The organism is Escherichia sp. E2661, from assembly GCF_004745185.1.
Taxonomy (GTDB): Bacteria; Pseudomonadota; Gammaproteobacteria; order Enterobacterales; family Enterobacteriaceae; genus Escherichia.
On record NZ_PDIG01000023.1, the window covers coordinates 1 to 25,258 of the forward strand.

Here is a 25,258-nt window from a genome sequence, read left to right on the forward strand (position 1 = left end):
ATGCGATGCGTCTTATCAGGCCAACGAGCCGGAACATAACCGTAGGCCGGATAAGGCGTTCACGCCGCATCCGGCAGCCGTTGCCTGATGCGACGCTGTGCGTCTTATCAGGCCTACAAACCGGAACATAACCGCAGGTCGGATAAGGCGTTTACGCCGCATCCGGCAGCCGTAAAAAATCCTCTACCGAAGTAACTAACGAGTAACAAAAACGATGAGTCTGAACCTGGTAAGTGAACAATTGCTAGCGGCGAACGGCCTGAAACATCAGGATTTGTTCGCGATTCTCGGTCAACTGGCCGAACGTCGCCTCGATTACGGCGATCTCTATTTTCAGTCGAGCTATCACGAATCCTGGGTTTTAGAAGACCGCATTATCAAAGATGGTTCTTACAACATCGATCAGGGCGTTGGCGTGCGTGCAGTCAGCGGTGAAAAAACCGGTTTTGCTTACGCCGACCAAATCAGCCTGCTGGCCCTGGAACAGAGCGCACAAGCGGCGCGTACCATTGTCCGTGACAGTGGCGATGGCAAAGTACAGACGTTGGGCGCGGTAGAGCATAGCCCGCTGTATACCTCGCTTGATCCGCTGCAAAGCATGAGTCGCGAGGAGAAACTGGATATTTTACGTCGCGTCGATAAAGTTGCCCGTGAAGCCGACAAACGCGTACAGGAAGTGACTGCCAGCCTCAGTGGCGTCTATGAATTAATTCTGGTTGCGGCCACCGACGGCACCCTGGCGGCAGATGTGCGTCCACTGGTGCGCCTCTCAGTAAGCGTTCTGGTCGAAGAAGACGGTAAACGCGAACGCGGTGCCAGCGGCGGCGGCGGTCGTTTTGGTTATGAATTTTTCCTTGCCGATCTCGACGGTGAAGTCCGTGCGGATGCATGGGCGAAAGAAGCAGTGCGTATGGCGCTGGTCAATCTTTCTGCCGTTGCCGCGCCTGCGGGCACCATGCCGGTAGTACTTGGCGCAGGTTGGCCGGGCGTGCTGTTACATGAAGCGGTAGGCCACGGTCTGGAAGGCGACTTCAACCGCCGTGGCACTTCGGTCTTTAGTGGCCAGGTCGGCGAACTGGTAGCATCTGAACTGTGTACGGTCGTGGATGATGGCACGATGGTTGATCGCCGTGGTTCGGTGGCGATTGATGACGAAGGTACGCCGGGTCAGTACAACGTGCTGATTGAAAATGGGATCCTGAAAGGTTACATGCAGGATAAACTCAACGCTCGCTTAATGGGTATGGCACCGACCGGTAATGGTCGTCGTGAATCCTATGCTCACCTGCCCATGCCGCGTATGACCAACACCTACATGCTGCCGGGTAAATCGACGCCGCAGGAAATCATTGAATCCGTCGAGTATGGCATCTATGCGCCGAACTTCGGCGGCGGTCAGGTGGATATCACCTCCGGCAAATTTGTCTTCTCCACCTCAGAAGCGTATCTGATTGAAAACGGCAAAGTGACGAAACCGGTGAAAGGCGCAACGCTGATTGGTTCCGGTATCGAAACCATGCAGCAAATTTCGATGGTGGGCAACGACCTGAAACTGGATAACGGCGTGGGTGTCTGTGGTAAAGAAGGGCAGAGCTTGCCAGTTGGCGTGGGCCAGCCGACGCTTAAAGTCGACAACCTGACCGTTGGCGGTACCGCGTAATCTATTCAGGCCGGTAAGCGTCGCATCAGGCATTGGTTGCCGGATGCGGCGTAAACGCTTTATTCGGCCTACGCACATGAATTACTTCTCTTTCCCGCGCCCGTGCATCTCCTGAAACAACTTACCGACCTCGACAAAATAATCCGTCAGTGAGTTGATAACCACCTGCACCTTCAGTGGCAGCTTATCTTTTTCGGTATACAGTGCATAAACCGGGCGCGGATCCGACTGATAACGCGGCAGCAGGATCTCCAGCTCCCCACGGTTGATCTCATTGATCACCCACATCAGTGGTACATACGCGATCCCAGCGCCTGCCGTTAACCAGCGCACCAGCGTCATTGGATCGTTAGTGACAAACCGTCCTTGTGGGATGAGGCGAGTCGAGATCCCTTCTGGCGCGATCAGTTCAAATTCATTGTCCGGACGCACGCTGTACTCAAGCCATGAATGGCTACTTAGATCGGCGGGTTTTTCCGGTACGCCATACTGTGTGAGATAGCTTTTAGCGGCGCACACCACCATCGGCATCGCCCCCAGACGGCGGGAAAATAGGCTGGAATCCTGCAACGCGCCGACGCGGATCACGACATCCAGGCCGTCGGCAATCAGGTCGGGTGCAGGAATTCCGGTAACCAGATTGACGCTTAAACCAGGGTACTCTTTCAACATTTTTGCCGTCAGCCCAGCGAGAACATTTTGAGCCATAGTTGAAGAACAGCCAATGCGCAGCGTCCCGATAGGCGTGTTATTGAAGGCGTACAGTTGCTCATGGACATCCTGCACTTCATGGAGCATCCGACGGCAGCCCTGGTAGTAAATTCTACCTGCTTCGGTCAGGCCAATGCTGCGTGTGCTGCGGTTTAACAACTTTACCTGCAACTCATCTTCCAGTTTAGACACCGTCTGACTGATGGATGAAACGCTCATTTGAAGCTGTCTGGCGGCGGCGGTAAACGAACCAAATTCAACCACTTTGGCGAAAACCGACATGCGTTTTAGTCGTTCCATTATTCACTCTGACTTAAAAGTGATTTAGATCACATAATATAGATAACAGCATAACAGTTACGCTAATATATTAAATATCAATCTACAGCAATGTTGCTCTCGCCCGGCTTTCTATGCCCTTCTCTGCGGCGACAGATGCTGAAAATAATAACACCTGCTCTCTCTATACAACCAAGGTCAACATGAGTCTGTTTCCCGTTATCGTGGTGTTTGGGCTGTCCTTCCCACCGATATTTTTCGAATTGCTTTTATCACTGGCGATTTTCTGGCTGGTGCGCCGGGTCCTTGTGCCAACAGGTATCTACGACTTCGTCTGGCATCCGGCGCTGTTCAACACCGCGCTCTATTGCTGTTTGTTTTATTTGATATCGCGACTGTTCGTTTGAGGTTGAAGTGAAAACGCTAATAAGAAAATTCTCCCGTACGGCCATCACGGTCGTATTAGTCATTCTGGCCTTCATCGCAATTTTTAATGCCTGGGTCTATTACACCGAATCTCCGTGGACGCGTGACGCGCGCTTTAGCGCCGATGTGGTCGCGATTGCGCCGGATGTCTCCGGACTCATCACCCAAGTGAATGTTCATGATAACCAGCTGGTGAAAAAAGGACAGGTACTGTTCACCATCGACCAGCCACGCTACCAAAAGGCCCTCGAAGAAGCGGAAGCTGATGTTGCCTATTATCAGGTACTGGCGCAGGAAAAACGTCAGGAAGCTGGACGTCGCAACCGTCTCGGCATACAGGCGATGTCTCGCGAAGAGATAGACCAGGCCAATAACGTGCTGCAAACGGTCCTGCATCAGTTAGCGAAAGCTCAGGCAACCCGCGATCTGGCAAAACTGGATCTTGAACGTACCGTGATCCGCGCGCCAGCAGATGGCTGGGTGACCAACCTCAACGTCTATACCGGTGAATTTATTACGCGTGGTTCCACGGCTGTAGCGTTGGTGAAACAGAACTCCTTCTATGTGCTGGCCTATATGGAAGAAACCAAGCTGGAAGGGGTACGTTCTGGGTATCGCGCAGAAATCACGCCGCTTGGTAGCAATAAAGTGCTGAAAGGGACTGTCGATAGTGTTGCCGCTGGGGTCACTAACGCCAGCAGTACGCGTGACGACAAAGGGATGGCGACCATCGATTCCAACCTTGAATGGGTGCGTCTGGCGCAACGTGTCCCGGTACGTATTCGTCTCGACAACCAGCAAGATAACATCTGGCCTGCGGGGACTACCGCTACTGTGGTGGTTACGGGTAAACAAGATCGCGATGAAAGCCAGGATTCGTTCTTCCGTAAAATGGCCCATCGCCTGCGTGAGTTTGGTTAATCACGATGGGTATTTTCTCCATTGCTAACCAACATATTCGCTTCGCGGTAAAACTGGCGACCGCCATTGTGCTGGCGCTGTTTGTTGGCTTTCATTTTCAGCTTGAAACACCACGCTGGGCTGTTCTGACTGCGGCGATTGTTGCCGCCGGTCCTGCCTTTGCCGCCGGTGGCGAACCGTACTCTGGCGCCATCCGCTATCGCGGCTTTTTGCGCATCATCGGTACATTTATCGGTTGTATTGCCGGGTTGGTGATCATTATTGCGATGATCCGTGCGCCATTGTTGATGATTCTGGTGTGTTGTATCTGGGCCGGTTTTTGTACCTGGCTCTCCTCGCTGGTACGAGTAGAGAACTCCTATGCGTGGGGGCTTGCCGGTTATACAGCGCTGATCATTGTGATCACCATTCAGCCAGAACCGCTGCTGACGCCGCAGTTTGCCGTTGAACGTTGTAGTGAAATCGTCATTGGTATTGTGTGTGCTATTGTGGCGGATCTGCTCTTTTCTCCACGATCGATCAAACAAGAAGTGGATCGAGAGCTGGAAAGTTTGCTGGTGGCGCAATATCAACTCATGCAATTATGCATCAAACATGGTGATGGCGAGATTGTTGATAAGGCCTGGGGCGACCTGGTTCGCCGCACCACGGCGCTGCAAGGGATGCGTAGCAATCTGAACATGGAATCTTCCCGCTGGGCGCGTGCCAATCGGCGTTTAAAAGCGATCAACACGCTGTCGCTGACGCTGGTAACCCAGTCCTGCGAAACTTATCTCATTCAGAACTCGCGCCCGGAGTTGATCACTGAAACCTTCCGCGAATTTTTTGACACGCCGGTAGAAACTGCACAGGACGTCCATAAGCAGCTAAAACGCCTGCGGCGAGTGATTGCCTGGACCGGGGAACGTGAAACACCCATCACTATTTATAGCTGGGTTGCGGCGGCAACGCGTTATCAGTTGCTTAAGCGAGGCGTTATCAGTAACACCAAAATTAACGCCACTGAAGAAGAGATCCTGCAAGGCGAGCCGGAAGTAAAAGTAGAATCCGCCGAGCGTCATCATGCAATGGTCAACTTCTGGCGTACCACGCTGTCCTGCATGCTGGGGACTTTGTTCTGGCTGTGGACCGGATGGACCTCCGGCAGTGGCGCAATGGTGATGATTGCCGTCGTAACGTCGCTGGCAATGCGTTTACCTAATCCACGCATGGTGGCGATCGACTTTATCTACGGCACGGTAGCGGCGCTACCGTTAGGACTGCTCTATTTTTTGGTGATTATCCCCAATACCCAACAGAGTATGTTGCTGCTGTGCCTTAGCCTGGCGGTGCTGGGATTTTTCCTTGGTATTGAAGTGCAGAAACGGCGGTTGGGATCGATGGGCGCGCTGGCCAGTACGATTAATATTATCGTGTTGGATAACCCGATGACCTTTCAGTTCAGTCAGTTTCTCGATAGCGCGTTGGGGCAAATCGTGGGCTGTGTGCTGGCGTTCATCGTCATTCTACTGGTGCGGGATAAATCGCGCGACAGGACAGGACGCGTGCTGCTTAATCAGTTTGTTTCTGCCGCTGTTTCCGCGATGACCACCAATGTCGCCCGGCGTAAAGAGAACCATCTGCCAGCGCTTTATCAGCAGTTGTTTTTGCTGATGAATAAATTTCCCGGCGATTTGCCGAAGTTTCGCCTGGCGTTAACGATGATTATCGCTCACCAGCGATTGCGTGATGCGCCGATACCCGTGAATGATGATTTATCGGCATTTCACCGACAAATGCGCCGCACAGCGGACCACGTGATTTCTGCCCGCAGCGATGACAAACGCCGTCGTTACTTCGGTCAGTTGCTGGAAGAACTGGATATCTACCAGGAAAAACTACGCATCTGGCAAGCGCCGCCGCAGGTCACGGAACCGGTGCATCGGCTTACCGGTATGCTGCATAAATACCAGCACGCGCTAACCGATAATTAAGTCAAAGCCGACGCCAAAAGGTGTCGGTCGAGATTGCTGACATACTCCAAATTGTCTGATGCGCTACGCTTATCAGGCCTATATTGAATTTGCACCCCCTGGTAGGCCGAATAAGGCGTTCACGCCGCATCCGGCATGAACAAAGTGCACTTTGTCAGTAATCAGAAACCGATGCCAAAAGCGTCGGTTTTTTCATGTCTATACTTAGCGATGAACGGCAGAACTCGCCGCGAAACGTGACGGTGGCAACAGATGAATATCTATAGCTTTGATTTTGATGAGATTGAGAGTCAGGAGGACTTTTATCGCGACTTTCGCCAAACCTTTGGTCTGGCGAAAGATAAAGTGCGCGATCTCGACTCACTGTGGGATGTATTAATGAACGATGTTCTGCCGCTACCGCTGGAGATCGAATTTGTTCATCTGGGAGAAAAAACGCGTCGGCGTTTTGGCGCGTTAATATTGCTGTTTGATGAGGCGGAGGAAGAGCTGGAAGGGCATTTGCGTTTTAATGTTCGTCACTAGCGCAAAAAAGCCCCCAAACCGGGGGCAATGTCGTCGGACAAGACGATGAGGGTTTATTTGTACAGTTCAGCTGTGGCGTGCCAGGTATCGCCGCTACGCGCTTCGGTAATCTGGTAAGCAGTCGCGCCTTTCTCTTCCGCTTTTTTGTTCAGCATTTCACGCATATCCATTGGAGAAGATGCTACACCGCTGACGGACACGGTGCCGATGGCTTCACGATTCTGTGCTTGTGCAGCATCAATGGAATCGGCAGCGAAAGCACCGAAAGAGAGAACAGAGAGCACACTTAATGCAGCAACAGTGGTTTTGATTTTCATGATTTTTACCTCGACATAATCTTTTAGCTGGGCCTTTGTTTCGTGACCCATATCACAAAATTAAGTATACACTAATTATTGAGCTAATTAATACCACGCTAACTGTTTCTATTGAGGGAGAATTGTTAAAAAGATTAATTTTTATAACAAAAGTGAATTAAAAATACGGGCATTTAGTAAAAATGACATTTATTTCAATAAGATATGTGTTTTTGCAAAATGTGCGTTTTTTTCTCTGTGTATTCGTTGTGTGAATGTTTTGTCGCTATAAAACGCACTATTCGTTAAATGAATGGCAGGGGAAAGCAGGGCGATGAATGGAGAATGCATTATTTTCCCCGCCGCCAGAAGCGACGGGGCAGAGATTAAAGCTCCTGGTCGAACAGCTCTAAAATCGCTTCGTACAGGTCTTTGACGGTGAAACCTTTAGCAGGGGTGGTAAAGATGGTGTCATCACCTGCGATGGTGCCAAGAATACCTTCTGCTTTGCCCAGAGAGTCCAGCAGACGCGCAATCAACTGCGCCGCGCCAGGACTGGTATGTATTACAACAACAGCGTCGTTGTAGTCGATATCCAGCACCAGATTCTTCAACGGACTGGAGGTGGTTGGTACGCCCAGTTCAGCTGGCAGGCAGTAAACCATTTCCATCTTTGCATTGCGGGTACGTACAGCACCAAATTTGGTCAACATCCGCGAGACTTTAGACTGATTAATATTGTCAAAGCCTTGCTCCTGCAATGCGGCGACGATTTCGCCCTGGGAGCTAAATTTCTCTTCTTTAAGTAACGCTTTAAACGCTTTAACTAATTCTTCTTGCTTAGACGAGCTTCGCATAAGTCACCCGATATGGTGGTTGATACAACATTATTGTGCATACAGATGAATTTTTATGCAAACAGTCTGCCCTGGAGAAGGCTGAAATAATGTTATGAAAGAGCGGGATTTTATCAAATTTCGTGATTGAGAAACATGCCTGCGTCACGGCGCGCAAATTTCGCTTAAAAGTAAATTAATTGTTATCAAATTGATGTTGTTTTGGCTGAACGGTAGGGTATATTGTCACCACCTGTTGGAATGTTGCTCTGATGCATAAGCGGCTGTTAATTACGTAAGTTAGGTTCCTGATTACGTCAATTAAATGCATAAACGCCAAATTTGCGTGACTACACATTCTTGAGAAGTGGTCATTGTAAACTGTTAATTTGTGGATTAAGGTCGCGGCAGCGGAGCAACATATCTTAGTTTATCAATATAATAAGGAGTTTAGGATGAAAGTCGCAGTCCTCGGCGCTGCTGGCGGTATTGGCCAGGCGCTTGCATTACTGTTAAAAACCCAACTGCCTTCAGGTTCAGAACTCTCCCTGTATGATATCGCTCCAGTCACTCCCGGTGTGGCCGTCGACCTGAGCCATATCCCTACTGCTGTGAAAATCAAAGGTTTTTCTGGTGAAGATGCGACCCCTGCGCTGGAAGGCGCTGATGTGGTTCTAATCTCCGCAGGTGTAGCGCGTAAACCAGGGATGGATCGTTCCGACCTGTTTAACGTTAACGCCGGTATCGTGAAGAATCTGGTACAGCAAATTGCGACAACCTGCCCGAAAGCGTGCATCGGTATCATTACAAACCCGGTAAACACCACGGTAGCAATCGCTGCGGAAGTGCTGAAGAAAGCGGGTGTGTATGACAAGAACAAACTGTTTGGCGTCACCACGCTGGATATCATTCGTTCTAATACGTTTGTCGCTGAACTGAAAGGCAAACAGCCGGGCGAAGTTGAAGTTCCGGTTATTGGCGGTCACTCTGGCGTTACCATTCTGCCGCTGCTGTCTCAAGTTCCTGGCGTAAGCTTTACCGAGCAGGAAGTTGCTGATCTGACCAAACGTATCCAGAACGCGGGTACGGAAGTGGTTGAAGCGAAAGCCGGTGGCGGGTCTGCAACCCTGTCCATGGGCCAGGCAGCTGCACGCTTCGGCCTGTCTCTGGTTCGTGCGCTGCAAGGCGAAAAAGGTGTCGTTGAATGTGCCTACGTTGAAGGTGACGGCCAGTATGCTCGTTTCTTCTCTCAACCGCTTCTGCTGGGTAAAAATGGCGTAGAAGAGCGTAAATCCATCGGTACTCTGAGCGCATTTGAACAGAACGCGCTGGAAGGAATGCTGGATACGCTGAAGAAAGATATCGCCCTGGGCGAAGAGTTCGTTAATAAGTAATTGATTAACGAATAATAAAAAACCGGAGCAACGTCTCCGGTTTTTTGTTTTGAGCGCACGACTTAATTGGTTGCAGGATATTCCTGAATAGTGACCTGCAATGTCAGTTTTTATCGTCACGCATCACCACCACCGGAATCACCGAACCTGGTCGAATTTCTGCCACTTGATCCATTGTCTCCAGAGCGGAGATTGCAGGTTTGTTGTCCACCGAGATAATCAGATCGTTGACCTGGATACCGGCATTAGCCGCCGGGCCATCAGGTGACACTTCATTAACCACAATCCCTTGCAGTTGATCGATACCACCACCTTGCGCGTGTAATGGTGCGATTTCGCGGCCGCCAATACCGATATAGCCACGAATAACACGTCCATCGCGGATTAGCTTATCCATAATTTTGGTTGCCAACTGGAAGGGAATGGCAAAACCGATGCCTTCTGGAGTTTCGCCATCGTTACTCTTATCAAACGACAGTGTGTTGATGCCCATCAGTTCGCCCAGCGAGTTCACCAGTGCACCGCCGGAGTTGCCGTGGTTAATGGATGCATCGGTTTGCAGAAAGTTTTGCCGCCCGGTCGGGTTCAGGCCGATGCGACCCGTGGCGCTGATAATCCCCTGGGTAATGGTTTGCCCGAGGTTGTACGGGTTACCGATCGCCAGCACTACATCGCCAATGTGCGGTATGCGACGAGAATTGATTGGAATGGTGGGTAAACCGCCAGTGGCATTAATTTTGAGCACCGCCAGATCGGTCAGTGAATCAGAGCCAACCAGCAACGCTTCAAAAACACGACCATCCTGTAAGGCGACGATGATCTGATCGGCGTCGTTGATTACATGTTTATTGGTAATGATATAACCACGTTGATCCATGATCACACCTGACCCTAGCGTACGGATCTCAAGCTGGTTGTGTGAGGATGTGTTCAAACCACGGTTATAGACATTTACCACAGCTGGCGCGGCGCGGCGGACCGCCAGATTATAACTGGCAGGCGTCTCGTCGGCACTGTCGAATTGCGGTGTGGAAAGCGGGTTAATGCTGCGCAGTGAAGGCATGGCAACCAGCAAAATCGCACCGACAATTAATCCAATCGCAACGGATCGTAAGAGCTTCACAAACATGATGGAGGCGTCATTAAAAAAGGGAACGGCAGCAGCATATCACGAGTTAACCGGACATCACACGTCAGCCTGATGCCCGGTTTATGACATTAACGCATTAGCAGGTAAATGCTCTCATTACCGCGCATGATTTGCAGGGCAATAATAGCCGGTTTGGTTGCCAGTACTTTGCGCATCTCAGCAATCGAGTTCACCCGATTGCGGTTCACGCCAATAATTACATCATCTTTCTGTAAACCTGCTTGAGCGGCGGGGCTGTCTTTGACAACTTCGTCGATCTTAATGCCTTTTCCGCCATCTTTTAGCTGACTGTCACTCAACGTCGCGCCTTCCAGCGCAGGTGTGATCATCTCGGCACTGGCTGACGATGAGGTGCTGGTATCGAGCGTCACTTCTACTTCCAACGGCTTGCCGTTACGCAGCAGGCCGAGCTTCACTGTAGTGCCCGGTTCGGTAGTGGCAATACGGGAACGCAACTCGGCGAAGCTATTGAGCGGTTTACCGTTGAGACTGGTAATAATATCGCCTGCTTTCACGCCCGCTTTCGCCGAGCCAGAACCAGGCAGAACTTCACTGACAAACGCGCCACGTTGCACATCTAAATTAAACGCTTTGGCGATATCGGCACTCATCTCGGTACCTTTAATGCCTAACAGACCGCGTTTAATTTCACCAAAGTCAATAAGTTGCTGCGCCAGGGTACGCGCCATATTGCTGGGGATAGCAAAACCAATCCCGACGCTACCGCCGCCAGGGGCAAGAATTGCGGTGTTAATACCAATCAACTCGCCGTTAAGGTTTAACAGCGCACCGCCGGAGTTCCCCCGGTTAATGGATGCATCGGTCTGGATAAAGTTTTCCAGACCTTCGAGATTTAACCCGCTGCGACCTAATGCAGAAACAATGCCTGAAGTCGCGGTTTGCCCAAGGCCAAATGGGTTACCGACCGCGACGGCAAAATCACCGACGCGCAGTTTGTCGGAGTCGGCAATGGCGATTTGCGTTAATTTGCTCGGATTCTGAATTTGTAGCAGGGCGATATCGCTCTGGTCGTCGCTGCCAATCAACTTCGCATCAAACTCGCGTCCGTCATTGAGCTGAATACTGATTTTCTGCGCCTGATTGATGACGTGATTGTTGGTCAGCACATAACCCTTATTGGCATTGATGATGACACCGGAGCCTAAACCTTCAAAGGGTTGCGCAGGTTGATCCGGTAAATCATCGCCAAAAAATTTTTTGAATTCTTCCGGGATTTTCTGTTCCTGGCTGGCAGTCCCTTCAACTCGCACGCTTACCACCGCGGGAAGCACTTTTTCCAGCATCGGGGCCAGGCTGGGCAATGGCGCCTGACCGGCAACCTGGCCGGGAATCGACGCGACAGCCTGAAACGGCGCCGAGAGAGTTAACCCGACACTTAACGCTAATGCACTCAACAGCTGGGTTTGTTTTTTCATTATTCCTGCTCTCGTACCTGAATGATAAGAAAAAGAGATTCAAAACAGTTTGATGTTATTGAATTTTCAGACGGCTAACAATGAGACACCAGATTAAATGATAGTCGGGGAGGGAGAGAAGAGGAGGGCGCAATGGCTGCGCCCGCAAAATAAATTAGTCGCGCTTTGCGCCAGTGCGCAGCAGGCCAGATGCGCCTTCAGAATAGTCGCGTGGCATCTGCACCGGTGCCTGATCGTTGCTGGCTTCAGACTCAGCCAGACGATTACGGAACGGGTTTGCTTCTGCGGACAGTTCCGGCAGCAGGCTGCTGGAGCTTTTCGCCATGTGTTGATACAACTGGCGATAGTCATGCGCCATGGTATCCAGTAATTCCGCGCTGCGGGCAAAGTGGTTAACCAACTCTTCGCGATACTCGTCCAGTTCAGCTTTATTTTTTTCCAGTTCGTACTGCAACGCCTGTTGCTGGCGTAGTTTACGATTACCAAAACGCATGGCCACAGCACCAATAATGATGCCGACGACTAACCCAATTAGCGCATATTCCCAGGTCATGAACATCTCCCGTTGTCTTTTGTTTCCGTAGGGTGTTGGCTTCAGGCTCCATGCCTGCGGCTGATTATGCCACTATAACCGTTAATTCCACAGAAGTGGAATCCCGACTGCATATCGCGTAGTGTAGAACGGCCTTTTTTTCGTCAACCGTGAACAACGGCACACCGATTATTCAAGGAATAACAAGAACATCATGCAAAGCGTTACCCCGACATCGCAATACCTGAAGGCGCTCAATGAGGGCAGCCATCAACCTGACGACGTACAAAAAGAGGCCGTCAGTCGGCTGGAGATTATCTACCAGGAATTAATCAACAGCACGCCGCCCACTGCGAGGGCGAGTGGGTTAATGGCGCGAGTCGGTAAACTGTGGGGTAAGCGCGAAGAGGCAGGCAGTGCGCCGGTGCGTGGCTTATATATGTGGGGCGGTGTAGGACGCGGGAAAACCTGGCTGATGGACCTTTTCTATCAAAGCTTGCCGGGTGAGCGGAAACAGCGCCTGCACTTTCACCGTTTTATGCTGCGCGTGCATGAAGAACTGACCGCATTACAGGGGCAGACTGACCCGCTGGAAATTATTGCCGATCGCTTCAAAGCAGAAACCGATGTCCTCTGTTTTGATGAATTTTTTGTTTCGGATATTACCGATGCCATGTTGCTTGGCGGTTTAATGAAAGCCCTGTTCGCTCGCGGAATAACGCTGGTCGCAACGTCAAATATTCCGCCTGATGAGCTTTATCGTAATGGCCTGCAACGAGCGCGTTTTCTACCGGCTATCGACGCCATTAAACAGTATTGCGATGTAATGAATGTCGATGCAGGCGTCGATTATCGACTACGAACGCTTACCCAGGCGCATTTATGGCTGTCGCCGCTCAACGATGACACCCGGGCGCAAATGGATAAACTTTGGTTGGTGCTGGCGGGAGCGAAACGCGAAAATTCACCGACGTTAGAAATCAACCATCGACCGCTGGCGACAATGGGCGTTGAGAATCAGACGCTTGCCGTCTCTTTTACCACCTTGTGTGTCGATGCCCGCAGCCAGCATGACTATATAGCGCTCTCACGCCTCTTTCACACAGTGATGTTGTTTGATGTGCCAGTCATGACGCGGTTGATGGAGAGCGAAGCGCGACGTTTTATTGCGCTGGTGGATGAGTTTTACGAGCGCCATGTCAAATTAGTGGTGAGCGCAGAAGTGCCTTTGTATGAAATTTATCAGGGCGAGCGGCTGAAGTTTGAGTTCCAGCGTTGCCTGTCACGTCTACAAGAGATGCAGAGCGAAGAGTATTTGAAGCGCGAGCATTTGGCGGGGTAAAACCTGCCATAAATCACAAAAAGGGGTCGATCTTTGACCCCGACTTCTCTATAATCCTGCGACCCCACGTTACAAGAAAGTTTTTTTTCCCGAAACTTTTTGTGTGCTGGCATAGGCTATTCGAAGGGGTAGGTTTGCCGGACTTTGTCGTGTGAACCTCAACAATTGAAGACGTTTGGGTGTTCACCAACGTGTAACTATTTATTGGGTAAGCTTTTAATGAAAACTTTTACAGCTAAACCAGAAACCGTAAAACGCGACTGGTATGTTGTTGACGCGACCGGTAAAACTCTGGGCCGTCTGGCTACTGAACTGGCTCGTCGCCTGCGCGGTAAGCACAAAGCGGAATACACTCCGCACGTAGATACCGGTGATTACATCATCGTTCTGAACGCTGACAAAGTTGCTGTAACCGGCAACAAGCGTACTGACAAAGTGTACTATCACCACACCGGTCACATCGGTGGTATCAAACAAGCGACCTTTGAAGAGATGATTGCTCGCCGTCCTGAGCGTGTGATTGAAATCGCGGTTAAAGGCATGTTGCCAAAAGGCCCGCTGGGTCGTGCTATGTTCCGTAAACTGAAAGTTTACGCGGGTAACGAGCACAACCACGCGGCACAGCAACCGCAAGTTCTTGACATCTAATCGGGATTATAGGCAATGGCTGAAAATCAATACTACGGCACTGGTCGCCGCAAAAGTTCCGCAGCTCGCGTTTTCATCAAACCGGGCAACGGTAAAATCGTTATCAACCAACGTTCTCTGGAACAGTACTTCGGTCGTGAAACTGCCCGCATGGTAGTTCGTCAGCCGCTGGAACTGGTCGACATGGTTGAGAAACTGGATCTGTACATCACTGTTAAAGGTGGTGGTATCTCTGGTCAGGCTGGTGCGATCCGTCACGGTATCACCCGCGCTCTGATGGAGTACGACGAATCCCTGCGTTCTGAACTGCGTAAAGCTGGCTTCGTTACTCGTGACGCTCGTCAGGTTGAACGTAAGAAAGTCGGTCTGCGTAAAGCACGTCGTCGTCCGCAGTTCTCCAAACGTTAATTGCTTTCTGCTTCGGCAGAATACAATTTGCGAAAAAAACCCGCTTCGGCGGGTTTTTTTATGGCTAAAGTCCGATTCCAGCCTCTTTTCCCTCTCTCTTCAGCATTATTCTCTTTTTAATAGTATTTTCCACGTACTGTAGAAAAGGATATCGCGATGGGATTATTTAATGCATTGTTTAACAAGAAAGAATCTTTAACGTTGTCGAATAAATGGGAGTTCTTTATTACAACAGTGGATGACCATGTCACGGGCATACGTGTTGATATCGGCGCCATTCAGGACGAAAGATTTGATCGACTTAACCACACCTGGTTCTTTCGTGTGCGTTATACCCATTGTTATGAAAACGGTTTACCGCAGCCTGATGAAACACAACGTTTAAATCGTATCGAGGACTGGCTTGAGGAGAGGGGCAAGGCATTACCGATTTGGTTGGTGGGGGTGGTAACACAAGAAGGCTGGCGCGATTTTGTTTTCCAGTCGGAAAAAGAACTGGACTGGGAAAGAACGCTGGATAAATTGCTCGCGGGTGGCCCGGAAGTCTCTTGCAGCTATAGTATGAGTAAAAACGATAACGGAAATTACTATCGCCAGTTCCTGTACCCGTCGAAATATGACTGGAACTGGATACACGATTCCCGCGTATGCCGTGGGCTGCTGGAAAATGGTGACGATTTGACTCTTCCACGCACCATTGATTACTACGCGACATTGCCGACAGAAGCTGCTGCACGCGCCTTTGCGGAGGACGTGACGAAATTGCCATATGGCATTACGCTGGTGAGCATTCGGATGAACGACCAACAACCAGGGGATATGGCGTCATTTACGAACACTGATGCTCCTGAACAATGGCATATGACCGAGATTACATGCCAGCTTACCGATTTGGCTGAAAAGCATGGCGGTAGTTTTGATGGCTGGGGCGCACCGATAGCAACGGCGTAAAAGAGGTAAACAACATTTCTGGTGGGGATTAAGTCAAGCATTTCAGACTAAGGAACATCTCTTTTTCCCCATTTCCGGCATCGACTCACCACAAAGGTCGCAAAATCTGGTAAACTATCATCCAATTTTCTGCCCAAATGTCGGGTATTGCTCATTTTTTGTTTGTTTTTCGAACAAAGAGAGTCGTTCCTTACTGGGTAACACAACTTCTGACTGGCCACCTGGTGGCTGGTAGCAGTAAAAATTCTGACTATACCTGGAGGTTTTCATGGCTGTCGCTGCCAACAAACGTTCGGTAATGACGCTGTTTTCCGGTCCTACTGACATCTATAGCCATCAGGTCCGCATCGTGCTGGCTGAAAAAGGTGTAAGTTTCGAGATCGAACACGTGGAAAAGGACAATCCGCCTCAGGATCTGATTGACCTCAACCCGAATCAGAGCGTTCCGACCCTGGTGGATCGTGAGCTGACCCTGTGGGAATCTCGCATCATTATGGAATACCTGGATGAGCGTTTCCCGCATCCGCCACTGATGCCTGTTTACCCGGTAGCTCGCGGTGAAAGCCGCCTGTACATGCACCGCATCGAAAAAGACTGGTACACGCTGATGAACACCATCATCAACGGTTCAGCCTCTGAAGCGGATGCCGCACGTAAGCAACTGCGCGAAGAACTGCTGGCGATTGCGCCGGTCTTCGGTCAGAAGCCGTACTTCCTGAGCGATGAGTTCAGCCTGGTCGATTGCTACCTTGCTCCGCTGCTGTGGCGTCTGCCGCAACTGGGCATCGAGTTCAGCGGCCCGGGTGCGAAAGAGCTGAAAGGCTATATGACCCGCGTCTTTGAGCGTGACTCTTTCCTTGCTTCCTTAACCGAAGCTGAACGTGAAATGCGTCTGGGCCGGAGTTAATCTGTATGGATTTGTCACAGCTAACACCACGTCGTCCCTATCTGCTGCGTGCATTCTATGAGTGGTTGCTGGATAACCAGCTCACGCCGCACCTGGTGGTGGATGTGACGCTCCCTGGCGTGCAGGTTCCTATGGAATATGCACGTGACGGGCAAATCGTACTCAACATTGCTCCGCGTGCGGTCGGCAACCTGGAACTGGCGAATGATGAAGTGCGCTTTAACGCGCGCTTTGGCGGTATCCCGCGGCAAGTTTCAGTACCGCTGGCTGCTGTGCTGGCTATCTACGCCCGTGAAAATGGCGCAGGCACAATGTTCGAGCCTGAAGCTGCCTACGACGAAGATGCCAGCATCATGAATGATGAAGATGTATCGGCAGATAATGAAACCGTTATGTCGGTCATTGATGGCGATAAGCCAGATCGCGATGATGATAATCATCCCGATGATGAACCACCGCAACCGCCACGTGGTGGTCGCCCGGCATTACGCGTTGTGAAGTAAAACAAAAACAGGCCCAGGTGGCCTGTTTTGTCGTTTTAAGGGCTTAATAAAATAGCGTAATTGTGGCGATCATATTCACCACGAATCCGACTGCCATTGGGATCGCAGTCCGCTTCACCACTTCAAAGGGCGAAACGCCTGCTATTCCTGAAGTTACTACCACTACCGCAGTAATCGGCGAAACCGCACGCGCCAGCGTTGTGGCAAAGTGCATCGGCATAATCATCACTACCGCGGGTACGTGCAGTCCAGCTGCGATATTCGGAATAAGGCTGGCAAATGACATAAATGGCGCATTGCCGGAGCCCATCACAATGGCACAAATGGCAATTACCAGCGCCATAATAATCATCACGCCAATGCCACCAAGGCCAGAATGCTCTGCGCCTTTGATAACCGCATCAACGGTGCCAATCGTCGTTAAGCCTTTCGCAAATATTTCACCAGCGACCACCAGCGTTACCACGTTGGCAAACTGCGTACCCATGCCGTCAAAAAAACGCCTGCACATCGTCCATTGTTTCGCGCAAGTTATGCTTGCGGAAGAACTCAACAAACATCGTCACCGTCAAACTCAGTAACATCACCACCACCAGATGCAGTTCTGACTGCATCAGCCCGACGTGGGCGAGGAACAGCGAGCCGAGCATCAGGATTAACGGCATCACCGGTAAAATGGCGTAATAGAGCGGTGGGACATTGTTGAGATCCTTTTGCTCCGCCTGTTCGTGATTGATATTTTTATCTTTTTTGTCAAAAGCGCGTTGCACGAAAAAGTGGGAGATTGCCACTGAGAGAATGACACAAGAGGCGACCGGTAGCTGATAGTGGAAGAAGTAAGTGGCGATTTTCATTCCCGCTACCTGGGCGGCAAAAATGGAGTTCGTTTCCAGAATTCCCCATTCAATAGACATGGTGGTCGCTATAACCGCCACCGCAGAGAGGCGACTTACTCCCAGACTCACCAGCGTCGGAAATAACGTGACCATCAGCAACATACCCAGACCGGAGGCGCTGGTAATAAACTGCGCCATGATTTGACCGATGACGTAAGTTGCCGACAGTATGAGATACGGTGAGCGAATGAGCTTTAACGGGCGGCTTAACAAGCTCACCATCGCCCGACTGGCTCCTATGCGCTCCATGTAGCGGGCATAACCGCCCACCGCCATAATCGACAGCCCCAACCCGGCAATGCGGTTGGACAGCATGCGCAGGATTTCATTATAAATATCAACAATCAGATAGCCGCTGCTTTTGGCGGGGTCGAGTACACCCCCAAACCCTAACCAGACACCACACATCATCAGGAAGATACCCGCTGCGGCCAGCACCACCTGTGGTTTGTAATTTTTAAGGATCAAATAGCCCATCGTTATTAACACGATGACAGAAATAATTATGCCGAACATTGTTCAACTCCGTGTCAAAAGAATATGGTCAATCCCATTAACGGCAGATTGAAAACAATGATGTTATATTTTTTACAAGGCTATTTATGGTGTTGATGTCGAATTTTTTAATCGTAACAAAGAGAGTTTGTCATTATAAAATATATATTTATGATTATTTCGCAAGAACACATTCATAATATTCATAATGTCTATGAATATTCTTGTAAATAATTTAGCTGGGATGTTTTTATCTGCGTTATATTTATTTTCGCAAAAGTTAATTATTAAATTAATTACGATAATGATGGTGTACGAAGAGTAAAACCCTTCGTTTCACCCTGCTTTCATTCCTGTGATAGGATGTCATTGATGATGTTAATCACACTGACCTTAAAGAATGGGCCTTATGAACGCATTTGATTCGCAAAACGAAGATTCTTCACCTGCAATTGGTCGCAACTTGCGTAGCCGTCCGCTGGCGCGTAAAAAACTCTCCGAAATGGTGGAAGAAGAGCTGGAGCAGATGATCCGCCGCCGCGAGTTTGGCGAAGGGGAGCAGTTGCCGTCTGAGCGCGAACTCATGGCGTTCTTTAACGTCGGGCGTCCTTCGGTGCGTGAAGCGCTGGCGGCGTTAAAGCGTAAAGGTCTGGTGCAAATAAATAACGGTGAGCGCGCTCGCGTCTCGCGTCCTTCTGCGGACACCATCATCGGCGAGTTGTCCGGTATGGCGAAAGATTTCCTTTCTCATCCAGGAGGGATAGCCCATTTCGAACAGTTACGTCTGTTCTTTGAGTCCAGCCTGGTGCGCTATGCGGCTGAACATGCCACCGATGAACAAATCGATTTGCTGGCAAAAGCCCTGGAAATCAACAGTCAGTCGCTGGATAACAATGCCGCGTTCATTCGTTCAGACGTTTGATTTCCACCGCGTACTGGCGGAGATCCCGGGTAATCCGATCTTTAAGGCAATCCACGTTGCCTTGCTCGACTGGTTGATCGCCGCGCGCCCAACGGTCGCCGATCAGGCATTGCATGAGCATAACAACGTCAGCTATCAACAACATATTGCGATCGTTGACGCGATCCGCCGCCACGATCCCGACGAAGCCGATCGCGCGTTGCAATCGCATCTCAACAGCGTTTCTGCCACCTGGCACGCCTTCGGCCAAACCACTCACAAAAAGAAATAATGCCACTTTAGTGAAGCAGATCGCATTATAAGCGTTCTGTATGATGTGTTGCTTATTTGATCTGGTATAACAGGTATAAAGGTATATCGTTTCAACAGACAAGCATCACTTCAGAGGTATTTATGGCAACGAATTTACGTGGCGTGATGGCCGCACTCCTGACTCCTTTTGATCAACAACAAGCACTGGATAAAGCGAGTCTGCGCCGCCTGGTTCAGTTCAATATTCAGCAGGGCATCGACGGTTTGTACGTGGGTGGTTCGACCGGTGAAGCCTTTGTGCAGAGCCTTTCCGAGCGTGAACAGGTACTGGAAATCGTCGCCGAAGAGGCGAAAGGTAAGATTAAATTAATCGCTCACGTAGGTTGCGTCAGTACTGCTGAAAGCCAACAGCTTGCGGCTTCAGCCAAACGTTATGGCTTCGATGCCGTCTCCGCCGTTACGCCGTTCTACTATCCTTTCAGCTTTGAAGAACACTGCGATCACTATCGGTCAATCATTGACTCGGCGGATGGTTTGCCGATGGTGGTGTACAACATTCCGGCATTGAGCGGGGTAAAACTGACTCTGGAGCAGATCAATACACTGGTTACGTTACCTGGCGTAGGCGCTCTGAAACAGACCTCTGGCGATCTCTATCAGATGGAGCAGATCCGTCGCGAACATCCGGATCTGGTGCTCTATAACGGTTACGACGAAATCTTCGCTTCCGGCCTGCTGGCGGGCGCAGACGGCGGTATTGGCAGCACTTACAACATCATGGGTTGGCGTTATCAGGGTATCGTGAAGGCGCTGAAAGAAGGCGATATCCAGACCGCGCAGAAGCTGCAAACTGAGTGCAACAAAGTCATTGATTTGCTCATTAAAACCGGCGTATTCCGCGGCCTGAAAACCGTCCTGCACTATATGGATGTGGTGTCTGTTCCGCTGTGCCGTAAACCGTTTGGTCCGGTAGATGAAAAATATCTGCCAGAACTGAAGGCGCTTGCTCAGCAGTTGATGCAAGAGCGCGGGTGAGTTTTTTCCCCTCGCTCGCCCCTACCGGGTGAGGGGAACTAAGCGCATCTGTACCCTACAATTTTCATACCAAAGCGTGTGGGCATTGCCCACCGCGGGAGACTCACAATGAGTACTACAACCCAGAATATCCCGTGGTATCGCCATCTCAATCGTGCGCAATGGCGCGCATTTTCCGCTGCCTGGTTGGGATATCTGCTTGATGGTTTTGATTTCGTTTTAATTGCCCTGGTACTCACTGAAGTACAAGGTGAATTCGGGCTGACAACGGTACAGGCGGCAAGTCTGATTTCCGCAGCCTTCATCTCTCGTTGGTTCGGCGGCCTGATGCTTGGTGCTATGGGCGACCGCTACGGGCGTCGTCTGGCAATGGTCACCAGTATCGTTCTCTTCTCGGTCGGGACGCTGGCCTGCGGCTTTGCGCCTGGCTACATCACTATGTTTATCGCTCGTCTGGTGATAGGCATGGGGATGGCGGGTGAATACGGTTCCAGCGCCACCTATGTCATTGAAAGCTGGCCAAAACAGCTGCGTAACAAAGCCAGTGGTTTTCTGATTTCCGGCTTCTCTGTGGGGGCCGTCGTTGCCGCTCAGGTCTACAGCCTGGTGGTTCCGGTCTGGGGCTGGCGTGCGCTGTTCTTTATCGGCATTTTGCCGATCATCTTTGCTCTCTGGCTGCGGAAAAACATCCCGGAAGCGGAAGACTGGAAAGAGAAACACGGGGGCAAAGCACCGGTGCGCACGATGGTGGATATTCTCTACCGTGGTGAACATCGCATCGCCAATATCGTGATGACGCTGGCGGCGGCTACTGCGCTGTGGTTCTGCTTCGCCGGTAACCTGCAAAATGCCGCAATCGTCGCTGTTCTCGGGCTGTTATGCGCCGCAATCTTTATCAGCTTTATGGTACAGAGTACGGGCAAACGCTGGCCAACGGGCGTAATGCTGATGGTGGTTGTGTTATTTGCTTTCCTCTACTCGTGGCCGATTCAGGCACTGCTGCCAACGTATCTGAAAACCGATCTTGCTTATGACCCGCATACTGTCGCCAATGTGCTGTTCTTTAGCGGCTTTGGCGCGGCGGTGGGTTGCTGTGTCGGCGGCTTCCTCGGTGACTGGCTGGGAACGCGCAAAGCCTACGTTTGTAGCCTGTTAGCCTCGCAATTGCTGATTATTCCGGTATTTGCGATTGGCGGTGCAAACGTCTGGGTACTTGGTCTGTTGCTGTTCTTCCAGCAAATGCTCGGTCAGGGGATCTCCGGGATCTTACCGAAACTGATTGGTGGTTATTTCGATACCGATCAGCGTGCGGCGGGCCTGGGTTTTACCTACAACGTTGGTGCACTTGGCGGCGCACTGGCGCCGATCATTGGTGCGCTGATTGCTCAACGTCTGGATCTGGGCACGGCACTGGGATCGCTTTCGTTCAGTCTGACGTTCGTGGTGATCCTGCTGATTGGGCTGGATATGCCTTCTCGTGTTCAGCGTTGGCTGCGCCCGGAAGCGTTGCGTACTCATGACGCTATCGACGGCAAACCATTTAGCGGTGCCGTGCCGTTTGGCAGCGCCAAAAACGATTTAGTCAAAACCAAAAGTTAATCCTGTTGCCCGGCCATGTGCCGGGCCTTTTGCTAAGGGAAGAAGTATGTCGTTACTTGCACTACTGGATCAAAAAATCGCCGCCAACGGTGGCCTGATTGTCTCCTGCCAGCCGGTGCCTGACAGCCCACTCGATAAACCGGAAATCGTCGCTGCCATGGCATTAGCGGCAGAGCAGGCGGGGGCAGTCGCCATTCGCATCGAAGGTGTGGCAAACCTGCAAGCCACGCGTGCGGTGGTGAGTGTGCCGATTATCGGGATTGTGAAACGCGATCTGGAGGATTCTCCGGTACGCATCACGGCCTATATTGAAGATGTCGATGCGTTGGCGCAGGCGGGCGCGGACATTATCGCGATTGACGGCACCGACCGACCACGTCCGGTGCCTGTTGAAACGCTGCTGGCACGTATTCACCATCACGGTTTACTGGCGATGACCGACTGCTCAACGCCGGAAGACGGCCTGGCATGCCAAAAGCTGGGCGCCGAAATTATTGGCACCACGCTTTCTGGTTACACCACGCCAGAAACGCCAGAAGAGCCGGATCTGGCGCTGGTGAAAACATTAAGCGACGCCGGATGTCGGGTGATTGCCGAAGGGCGTTACAACACGCCTGCTCAGGCGGCGGATGCGATGCGCCACGGCGCGTGGGCGGTGACGGTCGGTTCTGCAATCACACGTCTTGAACACATTTGTCAGTGGTACAACACAGCGATGAAAAAGGCGGTGCTATGACCACACTGGTGATTGATATCGGCGGTACTAAACTTGCCGCCGCGCTGATTGGCGCTGACGGGCAGATCCGCGATCGCCGTGAACTACCGACACCTGCCAGCCAGACTCCGCAGGCGCTGCGTGATGCCTTATCCGCATTAGTCTCCCCGTTACACGCTCATGCGCAACAAGTTGCCATCGCTTCAACCGGGATAATCCGCGATGGCAGCCTGCTGGCGCTGAATCCGCATAATCTCGGTGGATTGCTACACTTTCCGTTAGTCAAAACACTGGAACAACTTACCGATTTGCCGACCATTGCCATTAATGATGCGCAGGCCGCAGCATGGGCGGAGTATCAGGCGCTGGAAGGCGATATAACCGATATGGTCTTTATCACCGTTTCCACTGGCGTCGGCGGCGGTGTAGTGAGCGGCGGCAAACTGCTTACCGGCCCTGGTGGTCTGGCGGGGCATATCGGGCATACGCTTGCCGATCCGCAGGGTCCAGTCTGTGGCTGTGGACGCACAGGTTGCGTGGAAGCGATTGCTTCTGGTCGCGGCATTGCAGCGGCAGCTCAGGGGGAGTTGGCTGGCGCGGATGCGAAAACCATTTTCACGCGCGCCGGGCAGGGCGACGAGCAGGCGCAGCAACTGATTCATCGCTCCGCACGCGTGCTGGCAAGGCTGATCGCTGATATTAAAGCCACAACTGATTGCCAGTGCGTAGTGGTCGGTGGCAGCGTTGGTCTGGCAGAAGGGTATCTGGCGCTGGTGGAAACGTATCTGGCGCAGGAGCCAGCGGCATTTCATGTTGATTTACTGGCGGCGCACTACCGCCATGATGCAGGTTTACTTGGGGCTGCGCTGTTGGCCCAGGGAGAAAAATTATGATGATGGGTGAAGTACAGTCATTACCGTCTGCCGGATTACATCCAGCGTTACAGGACGCGTTAACGCTGGCATTAGCTGCCAGACCACAAGAAAAAGCACCGGGTCGTTACGAATTACAGGGCGACAATATCTTTATGAATGTCATGACGTTTAACACTCAATCGCCCGTCGAGAAAAAAGCGGAATTGCACGAACAATACATTGATATCCAGCTGTTATTAAATGGTGAGGAACGGATTCTGTTTGGTATGGCAGGCACTGCGCGCCAGTGTGAAGAGGTCCACCATGAGGATGATTACCAGCTTTGCAGCGCCATTGAAAACGAGCAAACCATCATCTTAAAACCGGGAATGTTCGCCGTGTTTATGCCAGGAGAACCGCATAAACCAGGATGCGTTGTTGGCGAGCCTGGAGAGATTAAAAAGGTGGTGGTGAAGGTTAAGGCTGATTTTATGGCTTAAAACTTAGTTCGTTTTAAAGATTCTGCAGACACCGTCTGCAGAATTCGAAACCGCTGAAATTAACGGCGTCTATAGCCTTCCTCTAACACCGCCTGTGTTCGAACGAGTTCATCCGCGAGTCGTTTCTCATCAGGTAGCTGCATCTTATATTCACTTGCCAGAACGGTGTTAGGCAAACCAGCCAGTGCATAATGCGCCTCTCCGGCTCCTTTCTCTGCACAGAGAACCAGACCGATGGGCGGATTTTCATCCGGTAGCGTCCAGTGCTCTTTGGCGTAGTTGAGATACATATTCATTTGTCCGGCATCGCTATAGCTAAATTTGCCCACTTTTAGATCGACGATTAGCAGGCAGCGTAAACGGCGGTGGAAAAACAACAGATCGACCCGAAACCAGTTGTCATCAATGCGTAACCTTCGCTGTCGACCAACAAAGGCAAAATCATCCCCAAGTTCCAGCATGAAATCCATCAGGTGGTTGATCAGCGCCTCCTCAAAATCGGATTCTGAGTATTCATCTTTCAACTCCAGAAATTCGAGCACAAAAGGATCGCGTATCGCCTGTTGCGGAAGAATATGCGTCTCGACAGGAGCGTGTTGTTGCAGCATGGCTGATTTGTCATGTGACAGTAGTGTCCGCTCATAAAACTGGGTCGCAATTTGCCGCTCTAGCTGGCGAACAGACCAGCCACAGCGGAGCGTCTCTTTTTCATAAAAGCTGCGGGCGTCAGCGTTTTTAACGGAAAGTAAACGGACGTAGGTGGACCAGGGCAGGGGGAAAGATTTGGCAGACAGTGTCTGCCAAATCTTTGCCGATGGGAATTCTGCAGACGGTGTCTGCGGAATTCCCAATGGTGTTAATTCGCCAGACACTGTCTGGCGAATTTCAACATGTTGAAAAAAGAGGTAAAAAAGCCTCATTTAGCGTAATGCCGATCAGTTAAGGATCGGTTGACCGATCCTTAAACTGCGGCACTATAACGGCTTCCACAACAGGGAGCCGTTTTCTTATGCCACTTCTAAATGATCTGCTCGATTTCAGTGACCATCCGCTTATCGCCCACCGCCCTCTGCACAACTGTTTGCAGAGCAC

22 protein-coding genes and 4 pseudogenes are annotated in these 25,258 nt (G+C 51.1%); 18 read left to right on the forward strand and 8 right to left on the reverse strand.

The window, feature by feature from the left end:
• The first annotated feature begins 214 nt into the window (after nt 1–214).
• Nucleotides 215–1,660 (forward strand): metalloprotease TldD, encoded by a 1,446-nt coding sequence (gene tldD / locus CRI63_RS12245; RefSeq protein ID WP_130204524.1) that lies wholly within the window; start codon nt 215–217, stop codon nt 1,658–1,660.
• A gap of 81 nt (nt 1,661–1,741) precedes the next feature.
• Here tldD and aaeR read toward each other — a convergent pair whose 3' ends face one another.
• Nucleotides 1,742–2,671 (reverse strand): HTH-type transcriptional activator AaeR, encoded by a 930-nt coding sequence (gene aaeR, locus CRI63_RS12250; protein WP_130204526.1) that lies wholly within the window; start codon nt 2,669–2,671, stop codon nt 1,742–1,744.
• 182 nt (nt 2,672–2,853) lie between these two features.
• On the opposite strand from aaeR, the gene aaeX reads away from it, so the two are divergent.
• From aaeX to CRI63_RS12270, 4 genes are all read left to right on the forward strand, one after another.
• Complete coding sequence (gene aaeX / locus CRI63_RS12255) at nt 2,854–3,057, forward strand: p-hydroxybenzoic acid efflux pump operon protein AaeX (RefSeq protein WP_000051841.1); 204 nt, start codon at nt 2,854–2,856, stop codon at nt 3,055–3,057.
• Nucleotides 3,058–3,064: 7 nt separating this feature from the next.
• Entirely contained in the window at nt 3,065–3,997 is a 933-nt protein-coding gene (gene aaeA / locus CRI63_RS12260; protein WP_130223742.1) for a p-hydroxybenzoic acid efflux pump subunit AaeA, read from the forward strand.
• Between the two features lie 5 nt (nt 3,998–4,002).
• Nucleotides 4,003–5,970, forward strand: coding sequence for a p-hydroxybenzoic acid efflux pump subunit AaeB (gene aaeB, locus CRI63_RS12265; RefSeq protein ID WP_135519658.1), 1,968 nt, complete (start codon nt 4,003–4,005; stop codon nt 5,968–5,970).
• A gap of 252 nt (nt 5,971–6,222) precedes the next feature.
• Complete coding sequence (locus CRI63_RS12270) at nt 6,223–6,495, forward strand: barstar family protein (RefSeq protein WP_001028998.1); 273 nt, start codon at nt 6,223–6,225, stop codon at nt 6,493–6,495.
• Nucleotides 6,496–6,548: 53 nt separating this feature from the next.
• Here CRI63_RS12270 and yhcN read toward each other — a convergent pair whose 3' ends face one another.
• Both yhcN and argR read right to left on the reverse strand, forming a co-directional pair.
• The gene (gene yhcN, locus CRI63_RS12275; RefSeq protein WP_000695690.1) at nt 6,549–6,812 is read right to left on the reverse strand and encodes a peroxide/acid stress response protein YhcN; all 264 of its coding nucleotides are present in this window, start codon (nt 6,810–6,812) and stop codon (nt 6,549–6,551) included.
• A 365-nt stretch (nt 6,813–7,177) separates the two neighbouring features.
• On the reverse strand, nt 7,178–7,648 hold the full coding sequence (argR, locus tag CRI63_RS12280) for a transcriptional regulator ArgR (protein ID WP_064529494.1): 471 nt from the start codon (nt 7,646–7,648) through the stop codon (nt 7,178–7,180).
• Between the two features lie 434 nt (nt 7,649–8,082).
• Here argR and mdh point away from each other — a divergent pair, with 434 nt between their 5' ends.
• Entirely contained in the window at nt 8,083–9,021 is a 939-nt protein-coding gene (mdh, locus tag CRI63_RS12285) for a malate dehydrogenase (RefSeq protein ID WP_064529495.1), read from the forward strand.
• A 62-nt stretch (nt 9,022–9,083) separates the two neighbouring features.
• Here the strand turns inward: mdh and degS are convergent.
• From degS to zapG, 3 genes and pseudogenes are all read right to left on the reverse strand, one after another.
• Nucleotides 9,084–10,150: pseudogene (degS, locus tag CRI63_RS12290) on the reverse strand (outer membrane-stress sensor serine endopeptidase DegS).
• 89 nt (nt 10,151–10,239) lie between these two features.
• Nucleotides 10,240–11,607 carry a serine endoprotease DegQ gene (gene degQ / locus CRI63_RS12295; RefSeq protein ID WP_135487176.1) on the reverse strand — a complete coding sequence of 456 codons (1,368 nt, stop codon included), beginning with the start codon at nt 11,605–11,607 and terminating at the stop codon, nt 10,240–10,242.
• 154 nt (nt 11,608–11,761) lie between these two features.
• Nucleotides 11,762–12,160, reverse strand: coding sequence for a Z-ring associated protein ZapG (gene zapG / locus CRI63_RS12305; protein ID WP_010345273.1), 399 nt, complete (start codon nt 12,158–12,160; stop codon nt 11,762–11,764).
• 193 nt (nt 12,161–12,353) lie between these two features.
• On the opposite strand from zapG, the gene zapE reads away from it, so the two are divergent.
• From zapE to sspB, 6 genes are all read left to right on the forward strand, one after another.
• Complete coding sequence (gene zapE, locus CRI63_RS12310; protein WP_135519660.1) at nt 12,354–13,481, forward strand: cell division protein ZapE; 1,128 nt, start codon at nt 12,354–12,356, stop codon at nt 13,479–13,481.
• 219 nt (nt 13,482–13,700) lie between these two features.
• The gene (gene rplM / locus CRI63_RS12315; RefSeq protein WP_000847559.1) at nt 13,701–14,129 is read left to right on the forward strand and encodes a 50S ribosomal protein L13; all 429 of its coding nucleotides are present in this window, start codon (nt 13,701–13,703) and stop codon (nt 14,127–14,129) included.
• A gap of 15 nt (nt 14,130–14,144) precedes the next feature.
• Entirely contained in the window at nt 14,145–14,537 is a 393-nt protein-coding gene (gene rpsI / locus CRI63_RS12320; RefSeq protein ID WP_000829818.1) for a 30S ribosomal protein S9, read from the forward strand.
• Between the two features lie 156 nt (nt 14,538–14,693).
• Entirely contained in the window at nt 14,694–15,488 is a 795-nt protein-coding gene (locus CRI63_RS12325; protein ID WP_135519662.1) for a DUF695 domain-containing protein, read from the forward strand.
• A 268-nt stretch (nt 15,489–15,756) separates the two neighbouring features.
• Complete coding sequence (gene sspA, locus CRI63_RS12330) at nt 15,757–16,395, forward strand: stringent starvation protein SspA (RefSeq protein ID WP_000257293.1); 639 nt, start codon at nt 15,757–15,759, stop codon at nt 16,393–16,395.
• A gap of 5 nt (nt 16,396–16,400) precedes the next feature.
• Nucleotides 16,401–16,898: a ClpXP protease specificity-enhancing factor gene (gene sspB / locus CRI63_RS12335; RefSeq protein ID WP_064529500.1), complete on the forward strand. Its 498-nt coding sequence runs from the start codon at nt 16,401–16,403 to the stop codon at nt 16,896–16,898.
• 43 nt (nt 16,899–16,941) lie between these two features.
• On the opposite strand, the pseudogene dcuC reads toward sspB, so the two are convergent.
• Nucleotides 16,942–18,310: pseudogene (gene dcuC, locus CRI63_RS12340) on the reverse strand (anaerobic C4-dicarboxylate transporter DcuC).
• Nucleotides 18,311–18,689: 379 nt separating this feature from the next.
• Between dcuC and nanR the strand changes: the two are divergent.
• From nanR to nanQ, 6 genes and pseudogenes are all read left to right on the forward strand, one after another.
• A pseudogene (gene nanR / locus CRI63_RS12345) lies at nt 18,690–19,482 on the forward strand (transcriptional regulator NanR).
• 122 nt (nt 19,483–19,604) lie between these two features.
• Nucleotides 19,605–20,498, forward strand: a complete 894-nt coding sequence (nanA, locus tag CRI63_RS12350; protein WP_135519664.1) for an N-acetylneuraminate lyase — start codon at nt 19,605–19,607, stop codon at nt 20,496–20,498.
• 108 nt (nt 20,499–20,606) lie between these two features.
• Nucleotides 20,607–22,097, forward strand: coding sequence for a sialic acid transporter NanT (gene nanT / locus CRI63_RS12355; RefSeq protein WP_130223752.1), 1,491 nt, complete (start codon nt 20,607–20,609; stop codon nt 22,095–22,097).
• Nucleotides 22,098–22,143: 46 nt separating this feature from the next.
• Entirely contained in the window at nt 22,144–22,833 is a 690-nt protein-coding gene (locus CRI63_RS12360; protein WP_135519666.1) for an N-acetylmannosamine-6-phosphate 2-epimerase, read from the forward strand.
• Nucleotides 22,830–23,705: an N-acetylmannosamine kinase gene (gene nanK / locus CRI63_RS12365; protein ID WP_135519668.1), complete on the forward strand. Its 876-nt coding sequence runs from the start codon at nt 22,830–22,832 to the stop codon at nt 23,703–23,705. The genes CRI63_RS12360 and nanK overlap by 4 nt, the downstream gene beginning before the upstream one ends.
• Entirely contained in the window at nt 23,702–24,166 is a 465-nt protein-coding gene (gene nanQ / locus CRI63_RS12370) for an N-acetylneuraminate anomerase (RefSeq protein ID WP_135519670.1), read from the forward strand. The genes nanK and nanQ overlap by 4 nt, the downstream gene beginning before the upstream one ends.
• 59 nt (nt 24,167–24,225) lie before the next feature.
• On the opposite strand, the pseudogene CRI63_RS12375 reads toward nanQ, so the two are convergent.
• Nucleotides 24,226–25,095: pseudogene (locus tag CRI63_RS12375) on the reverse strand (PDDEXK nuclease domain-containing protein); the annotation flags it as partial.
• Nucleotides 25,096–25,258 lie beyond the last annotated feature (163 nt).